Below are 20886 nucleotides of genomic sequence, written 5' to 3'. Positions count from 1 at the left end.
GACCCGGCATCCATCACTGCCCCCCGGGGCTGGGTACGCGTGCGCGCATCGACCTGAACCATTGTTCCAGCACCAGCGTTTGGTACGCGATCTGGTCGCGCAGGCCCCGGTCGAACCGGCCAGAGGGACGCGAGAGCCGCCTGGCGCCCTCCCTGGATAACAATCCGGTCCCGACGAGATCGCCGGACGCCAGTTCGGCGCCGCGCTCCCGTACCAGCGAGGCAACCCAATCCCGCGTTGGCGGCGAGAATCCACGCTTCGGTCGATTCAGCACCCACTCGGGGATGTCCTGCGCCACGGCGGCACGCAACCATCGCTTTCCGGGCGCCACGGCGTCCGCACAGGCATCGTTGAGTCCGACCGCGTGCTCCACCAGCACATGGTCGACGAACGGCAAACGCGCCTCCACCCCCGTCGCCATGCTGTAACGATCCGCCTGGGAGATGCCGTTCTCGAGGAGATAGGTCGCCAGGATCGCGCGCACCAGCGAGCGTCGCCACGATTCGCCCCGCCCCCGACGCGGGAACGAGGCCAGCAGCCCGTCAAGGCGGGCTTCCGGAGCGAGGCGAGGACCCGCGATGCCGGCAACCGCATCGGCGATGCGACCCGCTGGCCGCGCCACGTCCCAGAAGGCCCCCGCTGCCTCCGGGCCGCGGCGCAGCCGTCCCGCCTGCGCGAGGGCATCGGCGAACCCGCCGCCTTGCACCAGCCACTGCGCCAAGCCACGCGGCGACCCCAGCGGCGGCCCGCGCATGCGGTCGCGCAGGCTGGCTGCCAACGCCTGCAGGTAGCCGGGCTGGCCATCCCGGAGCTCGTTCTCGCGCAGGGCCTGGCGCATCCATCCGTAACTCCAGAACAGCTCGTCCGCGCCCTGCCCCTGGAACATCACCTTGATGCCCTCGCGACTCGCCGCGCGCATCACCGCGCGGTAACTGGAGCCTGCGACATCCGCGATCGGCTCGGCCATGTCCGCGACGAGCCCATCGAACCCGGCGACCACGTCGGAGGCATCCAGTTCGACCTCGATGCAGTCGATCCCCAGGTGGCGGGCGAATGCGGATGCGTCGGCCCGCTCGTCGCAGGGCGGCCGCCCTGGGTAGCCGACACTGAACGCCTTCACCGGTCCGGCTGCGTGACGCACCGCCAGGCTGGCGACGATGCTGGAATCGAGGCCGCCGCTCAGGGCGACGCCGACTGGGACGTCGGAACGCACGATGATCCTGCCGACATCCTCGAGGTCCCCGCGGATGACCTCGACCGGGTCCCGGTCCAGGCGCGGGGCATGCGCTACGTCCCAATAGGGGGTGGGGACGGGTTGCGGCGATTCGGGCGACAACAGCAGCCGGTGGCCGGCCGGAAGCTTGCGAACCGCCGCAAGCGGCGTGGCCGGCTCCGGCACGAATCGGAAATGGAAATAGCGATTGATCGCGACCGGATCGGGATCCAGGGGCACCATCCCGGATGCCACCAGCGCCCCGATCTCGGACGCGAAATAGAACGTACCGTCGCCCCCCGTTGCATAGGCCAGCGGCTTCTCGCCCAGGCGATCGCGGACCAGCATGAGTTGCTGGCGGGCCTCGTCCCACAGGGCGAACGCATAGGCGCCGCGCAGCGCCTCGACGAACCGCTCGCCGTCGCGCTCGTACAACCAGGGCACGACCTCGCTATCGCCGACGGTACGCAGGCGCGCACCGCGCGCCAGCAGCGCCTGGCGGAGCTCGACGTAGTTGTAGACCTCGCCGTTCACTACCGCGACCACGCCCTCGTGCTCGCCGCGAACGGGCTGTCGCCCGCCGTCGAGGTCGATGATGCTCAGCCGGCGATGCGCCAACGCCACCCGCCGGGACTGGAACAGGCCTTCGCCGTCGGGGCCGCGATGGGCGAGGGCCGCCTGCATCCTGCGCACCGCCGCCACGGCGGTCGGCGAGAGCGCGTCAGGATGGAAGGCGCCCGCGATGCCGCACATCAGCCCACCTCCCCGCGCCGGCGAGGCAACCGGGAACCTGACCGGATCATTGCTTGTTCCAGACGACCTGGTTCACGTAATCCACGTAGCTGTGGAGGATCCGTACCACCTTGTCGGACACGTTCGGCATCGCGTAGTCCGCCACCTGGCGCAGCACCCGCTCGTCGCCGACGGGCTGCGACTCCAGGACCGCCAGCCCCTGCATCACCCGCTCGGCGTTCATGCCGACCATCATCACTGCGCCCTCCTCCATCGCTTCCGGCCGCTCGTGCGCCTCGCGCAGGTTGAGCGCGCGGAAGTTCAAGATCGAGGCTTCCTCGCTGATCGTCCCGCTGTCGGACAACACCGCCTTGGCATCCATCTGCAGGCGCACGTAGTCGCTGAAGCCAAGCGGCTTGAGCAGTTGCACGCGGGCGTCGAGGCTGATGGCCAGCGCGTCGATGCGCTTGCGGGTGCGCGGGTGCGTGGAGACCACCACCGGCAGGTCGTAGGCGGCGGCCACCGCGTTGAGCGCCTCAACGAGGCCCCCGAAGTTGCGGTCGGACTCGATGTTCTCCTCGCGGTGCGCGCTGACCAGGAAGTAGCCGCCAGGCCGCAGGCCCAGGCGGTCGAGCGCATCGGATGCCGCAATCCTGGGCGCGTAGTGCGCCAGCACCTCGCACATCGGGCTGCCTGTCTTGATGATCCTGTCGGGCGGCAGGCCTTCGGCCAGCAGGTATTCGCGGGCGATGTCGCTGTAGGTCAGGTTGATGTCGGCGGTGTGGTCGACGATCCGCCGGTTGATCTCCTCTGGCACCCGCATGTCGAAGCAGCGGTTGCCGGCTTCCATGTGGAAGATCGGGATCTTGCGGCGCTTGGCCGGGATCACCGCCAGGCAGCTGTTGGTGTCGCCCAGCACCAGCACCGCATCCGGCTGGATGTCGGCCAGCGCCCGGTCGGCGGCGATGATGACCTTGCCGATGGTCTCCGCACCGGTGGCGCCGGCCGCCTCCAGGAACACATCGGGCCGACGGATGCCGAGGTCGTCGAAGAAGATCCCGTTGAGTTCGTAGTCGTAGTTCTGGCCGGTGTGCACCAGGACGTGGTCGCAATGGGCATCCAGCGCTGCGATCACCCGCGACAGCCGGATGATCTCCGGGCGGGTGCCGACGATGGTGGCGACCTTCAGCTTGCGCCGGGCCATGACGTGTTCGTTCATACCTTGCTCGCCACCGTGTCGGGTCGTTGCCGGTCGAAGATCTCGTTCGCCCACAGCATCACCACCAGTTCGTCGTCGCCGATGTTGGTGATGTCGTGCGCCCAGCCGGGGATGGTCTCGACCACCAGCGCGGTGCCACCGTCGCTCTCGACCTCGAAGGTCTGGTCGGTGAGCAGTTCGCGGAAGCGATAGCGCGCGCGACCCTTGATCACCAGGAACTTCTCGGTCTTGGTGTGGTGGTAATGGCCGCCGCGGGTGACGCCGGGATGCGCGGTGAAGAACGAGAACTGCCCGCAGTCCGGCGTCTTCAGCATTTCCACGAACACGCCGCGCGCGTCGCCGTGCATCGGCACGGGATAGCTGAACGACCCGGGCGGGAGGAAGCTCACATAGGTCGCGTACAGCGCCCGCACCAGCCCGGCGCCCACGCGCTCGCTGACCAGGGTGCTGCGCACGTCCCGAAAGGCCTCGACCTGCCGTGCCAGTTCGCCCACGGTCGTGGCATGCACCGGACCGGGCTCGGGGAAGCGCACGCCCTGCCCCGGATCGGCGAGGAATCGCAGCAGCTCGGCCACCACGTCGTCGATGTAGATCAGCCGCAACGGCGCCGATGGATCGTCGATGCGGATCGGCAGGCCGCGGGCGATGTTGTGGCAGAAGGTGGCCACCGCGGAGTTGTAATCGGGTCGGCTCCACTTGCCGAACACGTTGGCGAAGCGGTACAGCGCGACGCTTGCCCCGGTGGCCTCGCCGTACGCCGCGAGATGCGCTTCCGCGGCGCGCTTGCTGGCGCCGTAGGCGTTGTCGCGCGCCGCCTGGATCGACGAGGCGAACGCGACCGGGATGGCGCGCCCGGTGGCCGACAGCAATGCGCACAGGCGCGCAGTGAAGTCGGCATTGCCGGTCGCGAACTCGACGGGATCCGCCGGCCGGTTGACGCCTGCCAGGTGGATGACGGCGTCCGCGCCCGCGGCAGCCGCGGCCAGGTCGGCCTCGCTGCTGGCGCGCGTGACCGGCAATACCTCGAAGCCTTCGCGTTCGCCCAGGGCGACGCGCAGGTTCCTGCCGATGAAGCCGTCGGCACCGGTGACCAGGACCTTCATGTCAATCCACCGGCACGGCCGGACGGCCGGCGACCAGGTCGCGGATGAAGTCGAGCCGCATCAGCAGCGCCTTCATGCCATCGAGGTCGAGGCGCTCCGTGTTGGCGGATGTGTAATCCTCCGCCTCGCTGATGCGCTTCTCGCCCTGCTCCACGTACTTGCCGTAGTTCAGGTCGCGCAGGTCCGGCGGGACGCGGAAATAGCCGGGGAGGTCTTCGGCATGCGCCATCTCCTCGCGGCTCATCAACGCCTCGTGCTTCTTCTCGCCGTGGCGGGTGCCGATGATGCGGATGGGATGGTCCGGCTTGCCCAGCAATTCGGTGAGCGCGCGCGCCAGGGTGTCCATGGTCGCGGCCGGCGCCTTCTGCACGAAGATGTCGCCGCTGTTGCCGTGCTCGAAGGCGTACAGCACTAGGTCCACCGCGTCGTCCAGGGTCATCATGAACCGGGTCATTCCCGGGTCGGTGATGGTGATCGGCGTGCCGGCGTTGATCTGGTTGACGAACAACGGGATCACCGACCCGCGCGAGGCCATGACGTTGCCGTAGCGGGTGCCGCAGATGGTCGTCTTCGCCGGGTCCACGTTGCGCGACTTGGCCACGAAGACCTTCTCCATCATCGCCTTGGAGATGCCCATGGCGTTGATCGGGTACACCGCCTTGTCGGTGCTCAGGCAGATCATCCGCCGGACCCCGCACTGCACGGCCGCCTCCGCGGCGTTCTCGGTGCCGATGACGTTGGTCTTCACCGCTTCCATCGGATGGAATTCGCACGACGGCACCTGCTTCAACGCCGCGGCATGGAACACGTAATCCACCCCACGCATCGCGTTCATCACGCTGGCCGGGTCGCGCACGTCGCCGATGTAGAACTTCAGCTTTCCCGACGCATGGCGCTTGCGCATGTCGTCCTGCTTCTTCTCGTCGCGGCTGAGGATGCGGACCTCGCCGATCCCGGTCTGCAGGAAGCGGCGCAGCACCGCATTCCCGAACGATCCCGTGCCGCCGGTGATCAGGAGTACCCGATCGTCGAATATCGAATGTTCGCCCATCAAGCTTGCTCCTTTTTGCCACTGCGATGCCGAAGACGCTTGTAGCTCCGGAACCAGTCTGGCATCAGGAACAGTATGGCGACTTTCATCATCTTCCTATTCAGCCCACCCGAGGCGAACAAAGCCGGCAGCTTCGATAGCGTCGGCGCCTCGATGAATTGCAAGACACGCGCCACGGAGGCGGCCATCTTGTCGATCTTTCTCCTAAGTGCCGGCGTTACGCGCCCCGCCAAGACTGGACTGGCGACATCCAACTGGAACTGCTTCAAGAGTGAAAGACGCCACGCAACGGTGGTCCGCACATACCTCGCCTCCCGCTCGGGATCATCCCGTCCATGCATCAGCTCACCCTGCAGAGTCGAATTCCCTACTCCGGACCTGTAGATCATCAGTGGTGTTTCGACATAGATCGCACCGCCGAAAAATGCGCACCTGAAGGCGATGACCTTGTCTTCGTTGACGACGTCGGTGCGAAGTTTCGGGAAGTCCGCATACAGCCCGCGCCTGACTGTCAGCACGCTGCCGGTGAGGTAGACATCGTTGTCGAGGACCGCTTCCGGCGAATCCACGATGTCGCGATGCGGATTCCAGCGTTCGTAGAGAAAATTTCCTGCGGCATCGACGTTCGTCACCGTTGCGTGCAGAGCCATGCGCTTGCGATCATCCGCCAGCAGAGCATCTACCGACACTTGGGTCTGCTGCGGTAGGCTGATATCATCGGCTGCGACATAGACGAGGAATTCGCCCCGGGACATGTCGACGACGGCGTTCATGTGCCCGCCGATGCCAAGGTTCTTCTGGTTCCGGTTCAGGATCAGGCGCACATCCGCCGGGCATGCCCGCGCCTCCTCCTCCATAATCTCGAACGTCCGATCGCTCGATGCATCATCGGACAGGATGATCTCGAGCGGCCGGTAGGTTTGCGCGAGGGCGGCACGCACCGCATCCCGCACGTACGCCTCCTGGTTATAAGCGAACATGGCGAATGTCGCCAAAGGTTTTTGCTCGGTTTCCATGGCTGCGTCCGTCTCCAAGCGCTCCATCTCATGCATCGCGATGACCGGTGATGCGCGCAAGACCAGGAAGCCTTCGAAGCTTACGAATCAGTGAGTGTTCATGCCCGATGCGTCCTGCGAGTTCCCGCAAGCACCAGTATCCCGTCAACAGCGCCAATATTGCCCCAATTCCCAAGGAGGCAGACTCACCAAGCAATCGATCCGATGCCATGGCGGACGCCAACAACAAGGCCGATATCGCTATCAAGCGGCGCGCGGTCGGCGAATGGCGGAATCCCAGTAATCGATGCGCGACCCACATCATGGTGAGGAAGTAGGACGCGAAACAGGCGAAGAACGCATAGGCGGCGCCCGCGGCGCCGTACAGCGGCACCCACCAAGCCACGAGTGCGGCCTGGAGGGCGATGAAGAAGATTTCCGTCGCCAAGTACCAGCGCTTGGCATTCATCGCCACCTGGATGTAACCCAGTGGCCACGACACGACACGGCCAAACACACCGAGGATCATCCAGACCAGCACCTCGCCTGCGGGAGCGAATGACGCCGAGTACAGGAGCCAGATTACCCATTTCGCGAAGACCAGCGTCGCCAGGAGTCCCGGCAGGGACAGCAGGATGCCAATTTCGGTCTGCTGGTTGATCTCGCGGGCCGCCGCAGCACGGTCGTCGATCACAGCGGCCAGCCTTGGATAGAAATCGGTTCCCATCGCCGACAGGACAAAACCTGCGAACATGCCGGACAAGGACCATGCCGCCTGGTAAATGCCTACCGCTTCCAGACCATGTCCGCGGCTTAGGATCGCACGCGTATAGAACTCCAGAAGCGTGGCCAATGCGGATGAAATCATCAGTGCCACGCCGAGCGAGACCATCGGCCTGGCCTCGTTTACTGCTTGGCGCCATGTCATCGTGATCTCGGCGACGTCCACGCGTCGCACGAACCACCAACTCATCGTCAGCGAAACCGCCGCGCTGGCGAGCAGTACCGGGACGATGCCCCGCTCCCCCAGCCATGCATACAGCGCGACGATGACTGCAGTGGTAATCAGCGCACTGGCCACCTGCGCGCGCGCAATATCCCCAATGCGGCGGAGCCCGCGCAACAACGCCATCTGCCCGCCATTGATCGCATTCAACAGCACCGTGCTGCCCAGCACCGCGATCGCCCATGCATGCGCTGTGGACTCGAAAATCATCCGGCTGAGGGGAATCGCCAGTACCGCGCAAGCCGACCAGCCCATGATGCCAGTGGCCCAGCACAGCCGGCGCAGCATGCGGATGGCGCGCGCGACTGCAATCGGGTCGTCATGGGCCTGGGCGATCGACCGTACGGCGCTGCGCTGAAGACCCAGCCCGGTCACTTCGGTCGCAAGATTCACCGTGGTGGCGTAAAGGCCGACGATGCCGACCCCGGCCGGCCCCAGCAGCACCGCCACCGCCTTGACCCGCAGTAGGCTGACGAGATGGGTGATCGCCTGCGAGCCACCCATGATCGATGACGAATGCATGATCCGCTGGTACGAACTCTGCTCGCTCATGGAATTAGCAAGAAGCGCGGACTGCGTCGATGACTTTCGCAGTCGCGGACGCGCTCTGGTGCGGGCCGATCGGCAGGCTGAGCACCTGTTCCGCCCACTCGTTCGCGATCGGGAACGCATCCGGCGCGACCTTCATCGCCGCATACGCTTGCTGCCGGTGCGGCGGGATCGGGTAATGGATCAATGTGCCGATGCCTGCCTCGGCTAGTCGTTGCTGCATTGACTCCCGCCGGGGATGACGCACAACGAAGACATGCCACGAAGGATCCGCCCACTCCCGCACGACGGGAAGCACAAGTTCGCATCCCGCGAGTCCATCCATGTACTGTTGGGCGATCGACCGCCGACGCGCGTTCCACTCATCCAGGTACCGGAGCTTGACCCTGAGGATCGCCGCCTGGAGCGGGTCGAGGCGGCTATTGCAGCCTTGGACCTCGTTGACGTATTTCAGCCGCGAGCCATAGTTGCGCAACACCCTCAGACGGTCGGCGATCTTCGGGTCGTTGGTGGTGACCGCACCGCCATCCCCAAGCGCGCCGAGGTTCTTGCCAGGATAGAAACTCCAGGCTACGGCGTCGCCGTGCGCACCGATCGTTGTCCCCTTGCAACGAGCGCCATGCGCTTGGGCGGCATCCTCCAGCACGCGGACACCATGTTTCCGGCCCAGTGCGAGGATGGCTTCCATGTCCGCTGGCTGGCCATATCCGCTGGCTGGCCATAGAGGTGCACCGGCAAGATGACTTTCGTCCGCGAAGTGATTGCCGGCTCGATGCGCGCCGGGTCGATGTTGCCGGTGAATGGATCGGGTTCGACCGGCACGAGCATCGCGCCGCATTGGCTCGCGGCGAGCCAAGTCGCGATGTACGTGTTGGAGGGCACGATGACTTCATCCCCCAACCCGACATCCATGGCGCGCAAGGCAAGTTGCAACGCGTCCAACCCGTCAGCCACGCCGATCGCATGATCCGCTCCGCAATACGCGGCCCACTCGGACTCGAAGGCCTCGACTTCCGGCCCGAGGATGTACCATCCGCTGTGCAGCACGCGAGCGATCGCAGCGTCGATTTCATCCTTCAGCTCGACATACGGCGCCTGGAGGTCGAGGAACGGAATCCTCATGCCAGCGCCTGCGCAGCGAGGTACGTGCCGTAGTCGCGGAAGTAGTCGTCTTCGTCATAGCGATTGGATGCCAGCACCATGCACACCGACCCAGACGAGAAGTTGTCCAGCTCGCGCCAGATCATCGGGCAGACGTAGAGTCCTGCGTGGGAACGGTTGAGGTGGAAGCGATGCTTCAGGCGGCCGTCATCGAGCACCACGTCGAAACTGCCCGACATTGCCACGATCAGCTGGTGCAGGGCCTTGTGCGCATGGCCGCCGCGCTCGGCGCCGCCCGGTACGTCATACAGGTAATACACGCGCTGGATCGCGAACGGGACGTGCTGCTTGCCCTCGATGAAGGTCAGGCTCCCACGCGGGTCGGAAATCTTCGGGAGATCGCGCAGCCCGCAAAAATCAATGCTTCCGGACGGCCCGGCGTGGGCCTGAAGATTAGGATTCACAGCGGTCCCTCCATGTAGTCGTGGACCATCGTGCGTGCACCATAACTCTCTTTCTGCCACAACAGTCCAGCGTTAACGTCCATTCCCTGATTGACCGTCGATACGCCGAAACTCACATGAGACGCGCCCGCAACGGTAGCCTCGGCCATCAGTTCTGCGATCACCAAATCCAGCGCACCGACGCGACGTCCCTCGTCCGAACTCGCCAGATACTGGGTGTGCCAGACATGTCCATACCTGTAGACGAGCGTCCCGGCCAGCACCCGTTGGTCGAGGACCGCGAGTCTGACAAGGATGTCCCGCGGGAATGTTGCATGCAGTTGTTCAAGCTCGGCCAAGCTATGAACCGGCGTTACCCCGTGTTGGGCCAAGAGGACGTCGCACAGCAGGCCGTAGAAATTTTCGACAGCCGCATCCGTCACGGTGACGCCCTGTTTTCGGGCCCGTCGCACGGCTTGCATCTTCGAGGTATTGAAGGGGATCGCACCAGCGAGCGGGAGCAGGCTGGACAGGTCCCTCCGCACCAACGCGAAGCCGCGTCGCCATAACCCGTAATCGACCTCGGCGGATGGATAGGTGGCCAGGATTTGCGGGAGCAACTTCACGAGACACGACGTCGCCCCCCAGTCCCGTAGAGCATCTAGCAGCGCATCGACGACAGCCAACACTGCATCGCCGCGCAACTCCCGAATCACTACAGGACCACCGAAAGTCAGGCCCGGATGGCTGACGACCTTGCGCAGGGCGGGATCGAAGGCCAACGGCATGATCGCCGATGGACGCCCGTCCACGTATGCCACCGCCGACATGTCCTCAAACCTGTCTCCGTGGTACTCGATGTAGCCGCGATCGAACTGGAAGATGCCGTTCCTTGCGTCGCGCAATACGTCTCTCCAGGCACCTGCCAGTCGCGGCTGATACCGCTCGATCGTGATGTCCATTCCTTCATCCTTCGACCAGGCGTGCGTCGACGAAAATTTCTGACGCAAGCTCCGGGAACTCCTCCCCGAGTTTGCCGAGCCCCGCCAAGACATCGCTACCGATCGCGGCCAGGACCAATCGCATCTGTTCATGCGTGAACGGCTTGAGCAGGATCCCGCCCTGCTTCACCGGCTGCAGCCCCGCGCCTTGCAAATCCCTGATCAGCGACTCCAGGGTGTACACCCGATGTTGCTGCAAGAGCAGATTGCGGCCGCTCATCTGCTGGAGATCGTCGATCAGCCCCATCGCTTTTGCCATTCTGCGATGCAGGCTGGTGGCATTGGCGACGCTAACATGCACGACGGCATCCGGACCCATCACCTGGCTGATCGCATGCAACATGCGTATCTGGTCGGGGACTTCGTGCAACAGTCCGGAACAGATGACCATGTCGGCGCGACCGTACTCACTGACGATCCGATCGGCGATATCCTCGAAGAACCCCTGCTCCACTGCCATTTCAGGGTGATCTGCGGCAACCATCCGCGCCGCTTCCGCAAACTTCTGCGCAGGCTCGGCAACCACCCAACGTCGGACTGCCTCCTCGCCGGATGCAAGATAATGCGGCAGCAAGGGTTCCAGCCCGCAGCCGATTTCGATGATGTAGTCAGGTTTGTGTTCTCGCAGGCTGCGAAGTGCAGCATCGCGCCGGTACCTGACCAGTATCGGCTCGAAATCATAGTCTGATGCGTAGACATTCTCGTATGCCTGGATGTCTCGTTGGCTCGGTCCACGTGTCATCAGACGCCCTTTTTGTTTCGAATCATCAAGCGAAGCATCGTTCGTGACTTGCGGCATAGCACACGCACTCGCGCGGACAGGGCAAGCCGCGACTCGCTTTGCTGTGCGTTGCGGAAACCACTAGTACCGCTGTCCTTCGATCTCGAGGCGGAATTCAAGCGCCATGCGCGTGGTGGAATGATCCTGATTGAACGCGGCGCCATGGATCAGGAACGGGGTGAATGCCAGGACCTCGTTTGCCGCGGGATTCGGGCGCACCATGGTCATGCCCACCCGCGTATCGGCGATCCCTGGAACCCGATACTGGTTTTCGCCGATCTCGGCCCCGCTGTTGGACGTGCGGAAGACATCCTTCTCGTTGATCAGGTGGCTTCCGGCGAGCACCGGAAGCGACGACAAGTCGGAACAGCCGCAGACCGGCAGCCACAGGTTCAGAACATTCTTCCAGACGTCGAGATACGCATCCCGGTGCGGTGGATTGATATCGTAGGAATTTGGCCGGCTGATGCGCAACTGGATATGGTCGCGGCCTAGTCTCTTGACATGGGAATCCAGCGTCACGCCAAGGAATCCGCCGATCCTCGATTCGATCATGTGCGGGTCCAGGCCCAGGTCGGTAAAGCGCAGTTCGCGTGTCTGCGAAATGACCTCACGGTGCAGGTCCGGGTCGGAGATCAACTCGTGGTAGCGCTCCAGCGATGGCAGGATTTGGCCGTGCAGTTGCGGGATACCGGCGATGATCCGGTCGATGACCGCCTTGACCCGGCACTTGAACTCCACCTGCTCGGTCTCGTCCAGGAAAGGCACGTTGGCGTAGCCCAGCGACTTCAGACTCGTGCCTTCCAGCACATCCGCGTCTTCGCGATAGAGCACTTCGTCCGGCCCCCAGGAAAAATTCCCCTTGAGGTCGTACTCGAAGGACCGTCCGTCGATGCTCAGCCTGCTTGAAATCGTCGTCACCACTGGTTCGCCCCTGCGGTGGCCTCTTCCCGGACCTATCGATAAATGATAACTGAATCGCCGAGGCGGTCGACCGAAGCAGACCTCTGCCAGCGTTATCGACGCGGCACCGGCGCCGAGGAAATCCCCGCGACGAGGCGACCCAGTGAATCGGCATGACAGCGCGGATGGAAGGCCTCGCGTGCGCGCGCCAGGCAGGCCGCGCGCATCCGGCCGCGCGCGTCCGGCTCGACCGCGGCCGCGCGCGCCAGCGCCGCGAGCACCGCGTCGAACTGGTCGCCATCGCACACGATCCCGGTCTCGCCCTCGCGCAGGTAGTCGCCCAGGTCACTGGTGAGGTTGCCGATCACCGGCGTGCCGACCGCGAAACTTTCCACGAACTTGGTCGGGAATCCCGCGTTCGACTGGCGTCGATCCGCGCGCACCAGCACCGTGAAATCCGAGCGCCCCACCACGCTTGCGACCTCGCCTTGGGGCAGGCGCCCGAGCGCCTGCAGCCAGGGCAATCCGGCGACATCGCGGCGTCCGAGCCGGGCCGCGACTTCGGCGGGCGCCGGCCCGGCTACCGCCAAGCGGATCGCCGCGCCGCGCGACGCCATCGCCTCCACCGCGCGCAGGACGATGCCGAGGTCGTCCTTGTGTGCGCCCGGCGAGCCTGCGTAGCACAGGCGCAGCATGCGCTCGGGCACCCAGTCGCCGGCATCGATGGCGCTGGTCGTCGGCGGCACGATGGCCACCGGCAGCGCGCGCGCGCGGTAGTAGTCGGCCAGGTAGCGACTGATCGCGATGACGCCGTCGGTCTTCGGGATGAGTCGGCGCATCGCCCATTCGATGTTCCATTGATAGGGCGAGGTCAGGTAGCCCGATCGCCGCTCGGGCTCGTACCACTCGACCGCGTCGAACAGCAGCGGGATGCGTCGGCGGCGGCACCACGGCAGCAGGCGCTGCAGGTAGGGCGTGTAGCCGCTGTAGAGGACCACCGCAGCCGGAGGCGTGGGGCGCGACGCCAACCAAGCCACCGTGCGCGCGCCCATCCACGCATAGCGGAACCGGCGCAGCGGGCGCGGCCAGTGCTCGGCCATGCGTTCCGGCAGCAGGCAGTACGAAATTCCGGGGCCTTGCGGCAGCAGGGTATCGGCGGCGTCCTCCGAATCTCCGGCACCACTGGCCACCACCACGTCGAAGCCGGCCAGCGAGAAGCTCTCGGCCATGCCACGCACGCGACGTGCGGCGGCACCGCCGTCCGGATACGGGAACGGGCCGACGTAGGCGATCCAGGGACGCGAATCCTCCCGCATCAGCGCCCCAGTCGCGTCGCCAGGGCCGGCCAGAGCGCCAACGCCTCGCGCGCCAGGCGGCCGCGCAGGGACCCCGAATAGGTCCGATGGAACGCCCGCTGGATCGCCGGATCGAGGGCCACCTGTTGCAGGCTGTAGTCGGATTCCGCGATGCGTTCGTTGATCGGCGCCCCGCTGCCGCAATGCACGCCGCTGCCGTCGTAGCCGGTGTTGCCGACCCGGTTCACCACGGGATAGACCGTGCCCAGTCCACGCAGGAACAGCGACAGCCCGAACCGGACCGACCACGAGTCGATCTTCCCCGCCATTTGCCTGCGCAAGCGGTCGTAGCGATCGTTGCCCTCGCGGTTGAATGCCCGGCGCATCGCCCAATTGCGGTCAAGGCGCTGTTTTCCGGATGCCGACCAGTCCACGCCCTCCCATACCCGCTTCCATGTCCCCCAGCCCTGGCTGGCATTGCGCATCGCCAGGAAGACATCGCCCTCGAATCCGGGAGGCATCGCCTGCAGCGGGCAGAACCCGCTGACGGCGCCCACCGCCGGGTCGTCGGCATAGAAGTCGAGGCAATCGTTCATGAAGGCGAGGAAGTCTTCCGACACCAGCAAGTCGTCCTCGAGCACGATCGCGCGGCCATCGCGTTCGATCACCCGCCCGACGCCCCCGATGATCGAATTGGCGAGCCCGAGGTTGCGCTCCGCCGCATGCACCTCGAAGGCGCCGAACCGCCCTGCCCCGCCCTCGGCCTCCAGCACCCGCCGTACCTCGGCCACCGCGGCGGCGGCCTCGGGCTTGCGCGGACCGTCCGCGAACACGACCACCCGGACATCCGCCGCAAGGCGGCATCCCGCGAGCGCGTCCAGGGTGCGTTGCAGGTGGACCGGGCGGTTGTAGGCGAATACCACCACTGGCGCGAGGGTGCGGCTCATGCGCCCACCTCGCGGCCCAGGATCGCGCGATACGCCGCCAGCAGGTCCTGCAGGTTGCGTTCCGGATCGTGGGCTTGCACCGCCCGCGCATGCGCGGCGTCGCCGAGGCGTCCGGCCAGCGCATCCGAAGCGAAGATGCGCTGCAGCCGCCACGCCAGCCCCACCGGGTCCCCGGCACGGAAGAACAGCGCCTCCTCCTCGTCGCGCGCCATGCCGGGCGCACCACCGGCGTGGCTGCTCACGCAGGGCATGCCCAGGAGCATCGCTTCGCCGAGGGTATTGGGACTGTTCTCGATCAGCGACGCCATCGCGTACGCATGGCACCCGGCCATGCGCGCGGCCATCGCCTCGGCCTCCAGCGGCCCGGTGAATTCCACCGCAGCCTGCAACCCGAGTTGCGCGATACGGTCGAGCAGGTAGGCCTGGTAGCCAAGGACCCGTCGCAGGCCACCACCGGTGCCGGGTCGCGGCCCGGCGATCACCAGCCGCGCGGATGGGAACTGCCGGCGCAACAGCAGCAGCGCATCCAGCACCACGTGCACGCCCTTGAGCGCGACCGCCGAATTGCCGAGGAAGATCGCGTGGCGCTCGCAGTCCGCGACCGCCCAGCGCCGGGCCCGGAACGCGGGGCGCAGCGTGCGTGCGCAGTGGTGGTACTGCGCGTCCGGGTTGAGCGCCCACGCCTGCGCGCGGTCCCAGGGCGTGCGACCCATGATGTGGCTGGCCAGGGCGATGGTCTCGCGCTCGCCGCGCAGGCGCGGCATGAACCGCAGCCGCTTGTTCGCCAACAGGCCGGCCATCGCCACCACCTGCCGCCAACGGCCCGCCGCCAGCATCGGAGCGAACGCCAGTCCGCCGAGGTAATGCGGTTCGATGCCGTTGATGACGCCCTGCAGGCTGAGCAGTCGCGGACCTTGCCAGGCCTGCAGCAGGCGGCGCGTGTAGGCCATCTCCGAGCCTTCGGCATGCAGCAGGTCGGGCTTGGCATCGGCCAGCAGGCGGGCGCAGTCGCCGGCCCGCGCATCCAGGCCGCCGCGCCCGGATTCGGGCAATGCGTAGTAGCGGATGCCGTCAACCTCGGCGGTCCGCAAGTCCGGAACCGGCGCGCGCATCGCCACCGACAGCTGCACGCCCGGCACCTGCGCCAGGCGCTGGGTCATGGTCGACAACCAGCCGCCGAACGGCGTCTTCGCCAGGCCCAGCGCCTCGCTTGCGGCGGGCAGCGGGACGTTCACCGCCCACAGGATGCGGAGGGGCGCGCTCACCCTGTGCTCCCGGGCACACGCGCCGCGCAGACGTGGATGTTGGCCGGCCGCATCATTGCGCGCGCCCTGCCCCAGCCGAAGCCTCGGCCATGCGCAAATGCGCGGCGGCGAAACGGGCGCCGGCGACGTTCAGGTGATCCCCATCGCGGAACAGGACCGATCCGTCGGCACGGTAGTGGCACGCCCTCTCGTCGCAGAACCAAGGAGTGGGATCGTGGAAGCGAACCTCCGGGAAACGGTGGTGCATGGTGCGCGCGACGCTCCAGAAATTGGCGACGACGCCAAGGTGGGCGTCGAGCGAGGTATCGGGTGGCGACCCGCGCCCCGTCCACTTGGACATCACGAGTTTGAACGGCAGGAGTTCCGGCGCATAGGGAGTGGGCCCCAACACCTGCACTTCGCCCGCCGAAGCACTCGCAAGCGCCAGGGTTTCCGCGAACGCCGGCGGGAAGACCCGTGGATTGCCCGTTGTGCCATCGGGACGCCGGAGGTCGTAACCGCCCTCTGCATTGGAATGCACGGGCCACGCCGCGACGAGGTAGACGATGTCCGGCCGATGCGCACGCAACCACGCGACGACGCCTCGATTGTGCGCCAAGCACTTGGGATTACGCGGATTGTGCACCTCGACCAATGGGCCGCAGGCGGAGAAAACCGCCAGCACGCCACGGATTCCGCGTGACTTGAACAAGCCATCCAGGCCCGGCGCCCAAGCCAGCGCATGGCTGTCGCCCCAGACCAGGGCCACCGTGCCCGCATCGGCTGCACCGATGGTGCAGGCGCGGTTCGCCAGGTCCGGCAATACCCCATCGCAGCGCCGGTACGGGATCTCCGGCGCGCGCAGGGCATCGAGTGCGGCGACTTCCGGTCCCACCCGCGATGGTGCGCCACCCGCTGCCAGCAACCCGCCGCCGGCCATCGCCAGGATCGCGGCCGCCAGGCCCGACGCCAGGAAGACGCGGCGGGGAGCGGCGGAACCACTCGGCCCCCGGCGCCGAAACGGCGTTTCGATCCAGCGATGACTCAGCGCGGCCAGCAGCAACGAGGCGCCCAGCAACACCAGCGCGACACCCGTGCCCGGCGGCTCCATGCCGTCGCGGTAGCGCGCCAGCACCAGCAAGGGCCAGTGCCACAGGTAGAGCGAGTACGAGACCAGGCCAACCCAGACCAGCGGTCGCCATCCCAGCAGGGCATGCACGCGCGAACCGCCCGTGCCGCCGATGTGCAGCAACACTGCCGTCGCGAGCACCGGGATCGTCGCGCGCCATCCGGGGAACTCCGCATCCGCCCGCATCCACGCAACCGTCGCGAGCAGCATCGCCAAGGCCAGCGCGGCCGCAAGCTCGCGGGCGCCACGATTCCGGATCGCGGGTACGGCGCGCACCGCGAGCAAGGCGCCCGCGAGCAGCTCCCACGCGCGGAACGGGGACAGGAAGAACACCGCCTTCGGCTTCACCCACTGCCCGGCCACGCAGGCCGCGAGCGACAGCACGGTCGCCGCCGCCAGCACGGGAACCAGCGCGCGCGGGCGCCAGCGCGCGACCACCAGCAGCAGCAAGGGCAGGCCCAGGTAGAACTGCTCCTCCACCCCCAGGCTCCAGGTATGCAGCAGCAGGTTGAAGTCCGCGCTCTCGTCGAAGTAGCCGCCCTGGGTCGCGAACAGCAGGTTCGACGCGAACAGCACGGTGGCCAGCGTCGCCTGCCCCAGCCGCGCCAGGTCGCTGGGCAGCAACAGGAACCAGCCCGCCGCCAGGACCACGCCGAGCATCGCGAACAGTGCGGGGAAGATCCTGCGCGCGCGCCGTTCGTAGAAGCGCGCGAGGGTGAAGCGCCCGGCGGCGATCTCCGCCTGCACGATGCCCGTGATCAGGTAGCCCGAGATCACGAAGAAGACGTCCACGCCGACGAACCCGCCCCGCAACCCACCCAACCCGAAGTGGTAGAGGACCACCGAAAGCACGGCGATCGCGCGCAGTCCATCGATGTCGGGGCGGTATGGCGTCGAGGTCATCGGCCACCTTCGATCCGGTCCGCGGGGGGCTCGCCGCGCACGCCACGCCTCATGGCGACACGCCCGCCAGGCGCCGGAACTCCGCGTAGTCTCGGATGTAGTCGCCGGCGTCGTAGGCATGCGAGGCGAACACCAGCAATACCGCATCCGGCGAGTAGTCGAACTGGCCGCCCCAGGTCATCGGCGGCATGTAGAACCCCAGGTTCGGGCGGTCCAGCACGTACTCCCGGCGCTCGCGGCCGTCGTCGCCGACCACCGACATCCGCCCGCGCACGCACACGAGGAACTGGTGGCAGTCCCGGTGCGTGTGCTCGCCGCGAACCTCGACCAGCGGGACCTGGTACACGATGAAGTAGCGCTTCGCATCGAACGGGACGTGACGCCCGAACTCGCCCATGTGAGATTGCCGCGCGCGTCGATGACGTTCGGCAACTCCACCAGCCCGAACGCACGCATTCCCCGGTTGTCCTCATCCACGGCTACCGCCTCCCGTCGTCCAGTGGGCATCCCGTGCCTGTGCAGCCAGCCACGCGGATGCGGTGCGTGCTCCGGCGGATGGCGGGGCGCTGGGGCGTCGCCGGTCCAGGGGCACCCCCATGACCGCCAGCGCACCCCGCGAGAACACGAACAACAGCAGGCCCCAGGCCATGAAGATGGTGTCCAGGAAGGGGAAGCCGAGCCCCACCACCAGGAATGCCAGGGCCAGGCCGACCGGCACCCGGCGGTCGCGCAACGCGCGCCAGGGCAAGTACGCCAGCAGGCCGAGGAACAGCCCGCCCAGCAGGACCCCGTACTGCGCGAAGCGGTCCAGGATCGCGGAATGCTTGCCGACCGGATCGAAGGCCAGGGTGCCGCCGACCGGGTGCTCCATCGTCAGCTGCAGGCTGCGCCCGTAGCGTTCGGTTCGACCTTCGACAGTCCCCGTGCCCTCGCCCCTCGCGAGCGAGCTGCGGACGTCGCGGACCTTCGAGGCGTATTCGGTCCCCGTCGCGACATCCTGCAACCGTTCCAGCGCGGGCTGCACCAGGCTGGTGCCGGCCAGCACCAGCAACGCCGACAGGCAGACCGACATCGCCAGCGGCAAGGGCCGGCGCGAGCGTGCCAGCAGCACCAGCGCCAACGCGGAGCCGGCCAGTACCAGGGCGATCGAATAGCCCGCTCGTATCACCAGCAGGCTGCCGACCAGCGCGTTCAACGCCAGCAAGGCCTTCCCTGCGCGCCACCACCAACCACGACCGATGCCGCTGGCGCGCGCACGCAACACCATCTGGTACAGGAACGGCAGGCTGAGCAGGACCGCGTACACGAAGCCGTAGCCGCCGATGCCCCGCTCGGACAACTCGCGCGCTTCCGCCGAAGAGCGGGAAATCGTCCTCGCAACGTCCTGGCTGATGGTCTCGATGCCGCGCAGGGTGGCCAACGACCACACCGGCAGGACCAGCAGCACCAGCCAGAAGTAGAACCGCGCATCGTCATCGCGGCCCCGCGCGAGGCTCTCCCCGACCAACAGGAAGAACAGCATGATCCAGACCTGGAAGTGGTAGGTGATGCCGGCGCTGTCCGGAACCGCCCACTCCACGCCCGCCGTGTAGAACACGAAGCCGAACGCGCCGAGCACGGGCCAGCTGGGCCGGAGCAGGACGCTGCGCGAGGCCCGCAACTCGAGCAGAAGCCACAGTCCGGTGGCCAGGATCGCGGCGACGCGCCACTGCTGTCCGTAGGCCAACGGCGGGGACAGCACCCAGACGACGAGATATCCCACGCTGGCGCGACGCAGCAGGCGCGCCAGCGGCCAGCGCCAGAACCTCAGGTCCACCCGAAGCCCCGCGGCTCGGGGATGCCGCGATGGCGGCGAGGCAAACCGCGCCAGCTCACAGCCGCCCGTCCACCGCATCCCGCGGCAACAGGCACTTCACGTCGTACACCACCGACAACGGCTTGCCGAAGTCGCGCACGCCCTGGCCGCCCAATGCCCGGAACTGGTCGTGGCCGACCGCAAGCACGACGGCGTCGTACGCGCCCGGCGCCGGCGCGTCGATCGTCGCGAGGCCATACTCGTGCGCGGCCTCGGCGGGATCCACCCAGGGATCGTGCACATCCACGCGGCAGCTGTACCCGCGCAGCGTCTCGATGATGTCCACCACGCGGGTGTTGCGCAGGTCCGGGCAGTTTTCCTTGAACGCCAGCCCCAGCAGCAGCACGCGCGCGCCGACCGGGTTGATGCCCTTGCGCACCATCAGCTTCAGGACCTGGTCGGCGACGTAGCCGCCCATGCCGTCGTTGGTGCGGCGGCCGGCCAGGATCACCTGCGGATGGTGGCCGACCTCCTGCGCCTTGTGGGTCAGGTAGTACGGATCGACGCTGATGCAGTGGCCCCCGACCAGGCCGGGCCGGAACGGCAGGAAGTTCCACTTGGTGCCTGCCGCTTCCAGCACGTCCAGCGTATCGATGCCCAGCTTGTTGAACAGGATCGCGAGGTCGTTGACCAGCGCGATGTTGAGGTCGCGCTGGGTGTTCTCGATGACCTTGGCGGCCTCGGCCACCTTGATGCTCGGTGCCTTGTGGGTGCCCGCGGTGATGATGCTGGCGTAGAGGGCGTCGACGAAATCGGCGGTTTCGGGGGTGGAGCCGGAGGTGACCTTGAGGATGTTGGTGACGCGGTGGGCCTTGTCGCCGGGGTTGATGCGCTCGGGGCTGTAGCCGATGGCGAAGAGGCCCCTCTCCCGGCGCTGCGCGCCACCCTCTCCCGCGAGGGGAGAGGGAAGATCAAGAGCCACCCCTCCCCGGCCCTCCCCTTCGCGCTGCGCGCGCAAGGGAGGGGGAAGAGCGGCGGCTTCGAAGGTGAGGCCGGAGGCGCGTTCGAGGATGGGGACGCACACTTCCTCGGTGCACCCCGGGTACACGGTGGATTCGTAGATGACGGTGTCGCCCGGCTTGAGCACGCTGCCGATCGCCTCGCTCGCCTTCACCAGCGGCGTGAGGTCAGGCCGCTTGGCGGCGTCGATCGGGGTCGGCACGGTGACGATGAAGACATTGCAGCCCGCGATGTCGGCCAGCTGGTCGGTGTAAGTGAGCCTGGCGGCCTCGGCCAGCAGTTCGGGCTCGACTTCGAGGGTGCTGTCCTTGCCCTGGCGCAACTCGGCCACGCGCGCGGCGTGGATGTCGTAGCCGATGGTGTGGTGCCGCTTGCCGAACTCCGCCGCCAGCGGCAGGCCGACGTAGCCCAAACCGACGATGGCGATGCGCGCCGCTTGCAGACGTTCCCTCATGA

Annotated in this window: 17 protein-coding genes and 1 pseudogene; all 18 read right to left on the bottom strand. The window is 66.8% G+C overall.

Going from position 1 to position 20886, the window contains the following annotated elements; genetic code table 11:
* Positions 1–13 precede the first annotated feature (13 nt).
* The 18 genes and pseudogenes from asnB to ON759_RS01335 all read right to left on the bottom strand — a co-directional run bounded on the left by asnB (position 14) and on the right by ON759_RS01335 (position 20884).
* On the bottom strand, positions 14–1966 hold the full coding sequence (gene asnB, locus ON759_RS01420; protein ID WP_271678567.1) for an asparagine synthase (glutamine-hydrolyzing): 1953 nt from the start codon (positions 1964–1966) through the stop codon (positions 14–16).
* A gap of 46 nt (positions 1967–2012) precedes the next feature.
* On the bottom strand, positions 2013–3164 hold the full coding sequence (wecB, locus tag ON759_RS01415) for a non-hydrolyzing UDP-N-acetylglucosamine 2-epimerase (protein ID WP_271678566.1): 1152 nt from the start codon (positions 3162–3164) through the stop codon (positions 2013–2015).
* Positions 3161–4267, bottom strand: a complete 1107-nt coding sequence (gene wbjC / locus ON759_RS01410; protein WP_271678565.1) for a UDP-2-acetamido-2,6-beta-L-arabino-hexul-4-ose reductase — start codon at positions 4265–4267, stop codon at positions 3161–3163. Before wbjC ends, wecB begins: the two co-directional genes overlap by 4 nt.
* A gap of 1 nt (position 4268) precedes the next feature.
* Positions 4269–5318, bottom strand: a complete 1050-nt coding sequence (locus tag ON759_RS01405; RefSeq protein WP_271678564.1) for a polysaccharide biosynthesis protein — start codon at positions 5316–5318, stop codon at positions 4269–4271.
* Positions 5318–6334, bottom strand: a complete 1017-nt coding sequence (locus ON759_RS01400) for a glycosyltransferase (protein WP_271678563.1) — start codon at positions 6332–6334, stop codon at positions 5318–5320. Before ON759_RS01400 ends, ON759_RS01405 begins: the two co-directional genes overlap by 1 nt.
* A 28-nt stretch (positions 6335–6362) precedes the next feature.
* Positions 6363–7871 (bottom strand): O-antigen translocase, encoded by a 1509-nt coding sequence (locus tag ON759_RS01395; RefSeq protein ID WP_271678562.1) that lies wholly within the window; start codon positions 7869–7871, stop codon positions 6363–6365.
* Positions 7872–7875: 4 nt separating this feature from the next.
* Positions 7876–8990, bottom strand: a pseudogene (locus tag ON759_RS01390) (DegT/DnrJ/EryC1/StrS family aminotransferase).
* Entirely contained in the window at positions 8987–9433 is a 447-nt protein-coding gene (locus ON759_RS01385) for a sugar 3,4-ketoisomerase (protein WP_271678561.1), read from the bottom strand. Before ON759_RS01385 ends, ON759_RS01390 begins: the two are co-directional and overlap by 4 nt.
* The gene (locus tag ON759_RS01380) at positions 9430–10374 is read right to left on the bottom strand and encodes a GNAT family N-acetyltransferase (RefSeq protein WP_271678560.1); all 945 of its coding nucleotides are present in this window, start codon (positions 10372–10374) and stop codon (positions 9430–9432) included. Before ON759_RS01380 ends, ON759_RS01385 begins: the two co-directional genes overlap by 4 nt.
* A gap of 4 nt (positions 10375–10378) precedes the next feature.
* Positions 10379–11212 (bottom strand): methyltransferase domain-containing protein, encoded by an 834-nt coding sequence (locus ON759_RS01375; RefSeq protein WP_271678559.1) that lies wholly within the window; start codon positions 11210–11212, stop codon positions 10379–10381.
* 63 nt (positions 11213–11275) lie between these two features.
* Positions 11276–12118 carry a hypothetical protein gene (locus ON759_RS01370; protein ID WP_271678558.1) on the bottom strand — a complete coding sequence of 281 codons (843 nt, stop codon included), beginning with the start codon at positions 12116–12118 and terminating at the stop codon, positions 11276–11278.
* Between the two features lie 92 nt (positions 12119–12210).
* Positions 12211–13413: a glycosyltransferase gene (locus ON759_RS01365; protein ID WP_271678557.1), complete on the bottom strand. Its 1203-nt coding sequence runs from the start codon at positions 13411–13413 to the stop codon at positions 12211–12213.
* Complete coding sequence (locus ON759_RS01360; protein ID WP_271678556.1) at positions 13413–14339, bottom strand: glycosyltransferase family protein; 927 nt, start codon at positions 14337–14339, stop codon at positions 13413–13415. Before ON759_RS01360 ends, ON759_RS01365 begins: the two co-directional genes overlap by 1 nt.
* The gene (locus ON759_RS13925; protein WP_271678555.1) at positions 14336–15604 is read right to left on the bottom strand and encodes a glycosyltransferase family 4 protein; all 1269 of its coding nucleotides are present in this window, start codon (positions 15602–15604) and stop codon (positions 14336–14338) included. Before ON759_RS13925 ends, ON759_RS01360 begins: the two co-directional genes overlap by 4 nt.
* A gap of 52 nt (positions 15605–15656) precedes the next feature.
* Positions 15657–17615: an acyltransferase family protein gene (locus ON759_RS01350; protein WP_271678554.1), complete on the bottom strand. Its 1959-nt coding sequence runs from the start codon at positions 17613–17615 to the stop codon at positions 15657–15659.
* Between the two features lie 49 nt (positions 17616–17664).
* A complete protein-coding gene (locus ON759_RS01345; protein WP_271678553.1) occupies positions 17665–18012 on the bottom strand; it encodes a sugar 3,4-ketoisomerase in 348 nt (115 codons plus the stop codon).
* Positions 18013–18084: 72 nt separating this feature from the next.
* Positions 18085–19431 (bottom strand): hypothetical protein, encoded by a 1347-nt coding sequence (locus tag ON759_RS01340; RefSeq protein WP_271678552.1) that lies wholly within the window; start codon positions 19429–19431, stop codon positions 18085–18087.
* Between the two features lie 55 nt (positions 19432–19486).
* Positions 19487–20884, bottom strand: coding sequence for a nucleotide sugar dehydrogenase (locus ON759_RS01335; RefSeq protein ID WP_271678551.1), 1398 nt, complete (start codon positions 20882–20884; stop codon positions 19487–19489).
* Positions 20885–20886: the final 2 nt, after the last annotated feature.

The sequence above is a fragment of the Thermomonas mangrovi genome (genome assembly GCF_028201335.1).
GTDB lineage: Bacteria > Pseudomonadota > Gammaproteobacteria > Xanthomonadales > Xanthomonadaceae > Thermomonas > Thermomonas mangrovi.
This window is presented reverse-complemented; position numbering and strand designations above follow the sequence as displayed.

Excerpts from the sequence above, each read along its gene's own strand:
- asnB (WP_271678567.1), bottom strand. The coding sequence starts at position 1,966 with ATGTGCGGCATCGCGGGCGCCTTCCATCCTGACGCGCTCTCGCCGACC.
- wecB (WP_271678566.1), bottom strand. The coding sequence starts at position 3,164 with ATGAACGAACACGTCATGGCCCGGCGCAAGCTGAAGGTCGCCACCATC.
- wbjC (WP_271678565.1), bottom strand. The coding sequence starts at position 4,267 with ATGAAGGTCCTGGTCACCGGTGCCGACGGCTTCATCGGCAGGAACCTG.
- ON759_RS01405 (WP_271678564.1), bottom strand. The coding sequence starts at position 5,318 with ATGGGCGAACATTCGATATTCGACGATCGGGTACTCCTGATCACCGGC.
- ON759_RS01400 (WP_271678563.1), bottom strand. The coding sequence starts at position 6,334 with ATGGAAACCGAGCAAAAACCTTTGGCGACATTCGCCATGTTCGCTTAT.
- ON759_RS01395 (WP_271678562.1), bottom strand. The coding sequence starts at position 7,871 with ATGAGCGAGCAGAGTTCGTACCAGCGGATCATGCATTCGTCATCGATC.
- ON759_RS01380 (WP_271678560.1), bottom strand. The coding sequence starts at position 10,374 with ATGGACATCACGATCGAGCGGTATCAGCCGCGACTGGCAGGTGCCTGG.
- ON759_RS01375 (WP_271678559.1), bottom strand. The coding sequence starts at position 11,212 with ATGCCGCAAGTCACGAACGATGCTTCGCTTGATGATTCGAAACAAAAA.
- ON759_RS01365 (WP_271678557.1), bottom strand. The coding sequence starts at position 13,413 with ATGCGGGAGGATTCGCGTCCCTGGATCGCCTACGTCGGCCCGTTCCCG.
- ON759_RS01360 (WP_271678556.1), bottom strand. The coding sequence starts at position 14,339 with ATGAGCCGCACCCTCGCGCCAGTGGTGGTATTCGCCTACAACCGCCCG.
- ON759_RS01350 (WP_271678554.1), bottom strand. The coding sequence starts at position 17,615 with ATGACCTCGACGCCATACCGCCCCGACATCGATGGACTGCGCGCGATC.
- ON759_RS01345 (WP_271678553.1), bottom strand. The coding sequence starts at position 18,012 with ATGGGCGAGTTCGGGCGTCACGTCCCGTTCGATGCGAAGCGCTACTTC.
- ON759_RS01335 (WP_271678551.1), bottom strand. The coding sequence starts at position 20,884 with ATGAGGGAACGTCTGCAAGCGGCGCGCATCGCCATCGTCGGTTTGGGC.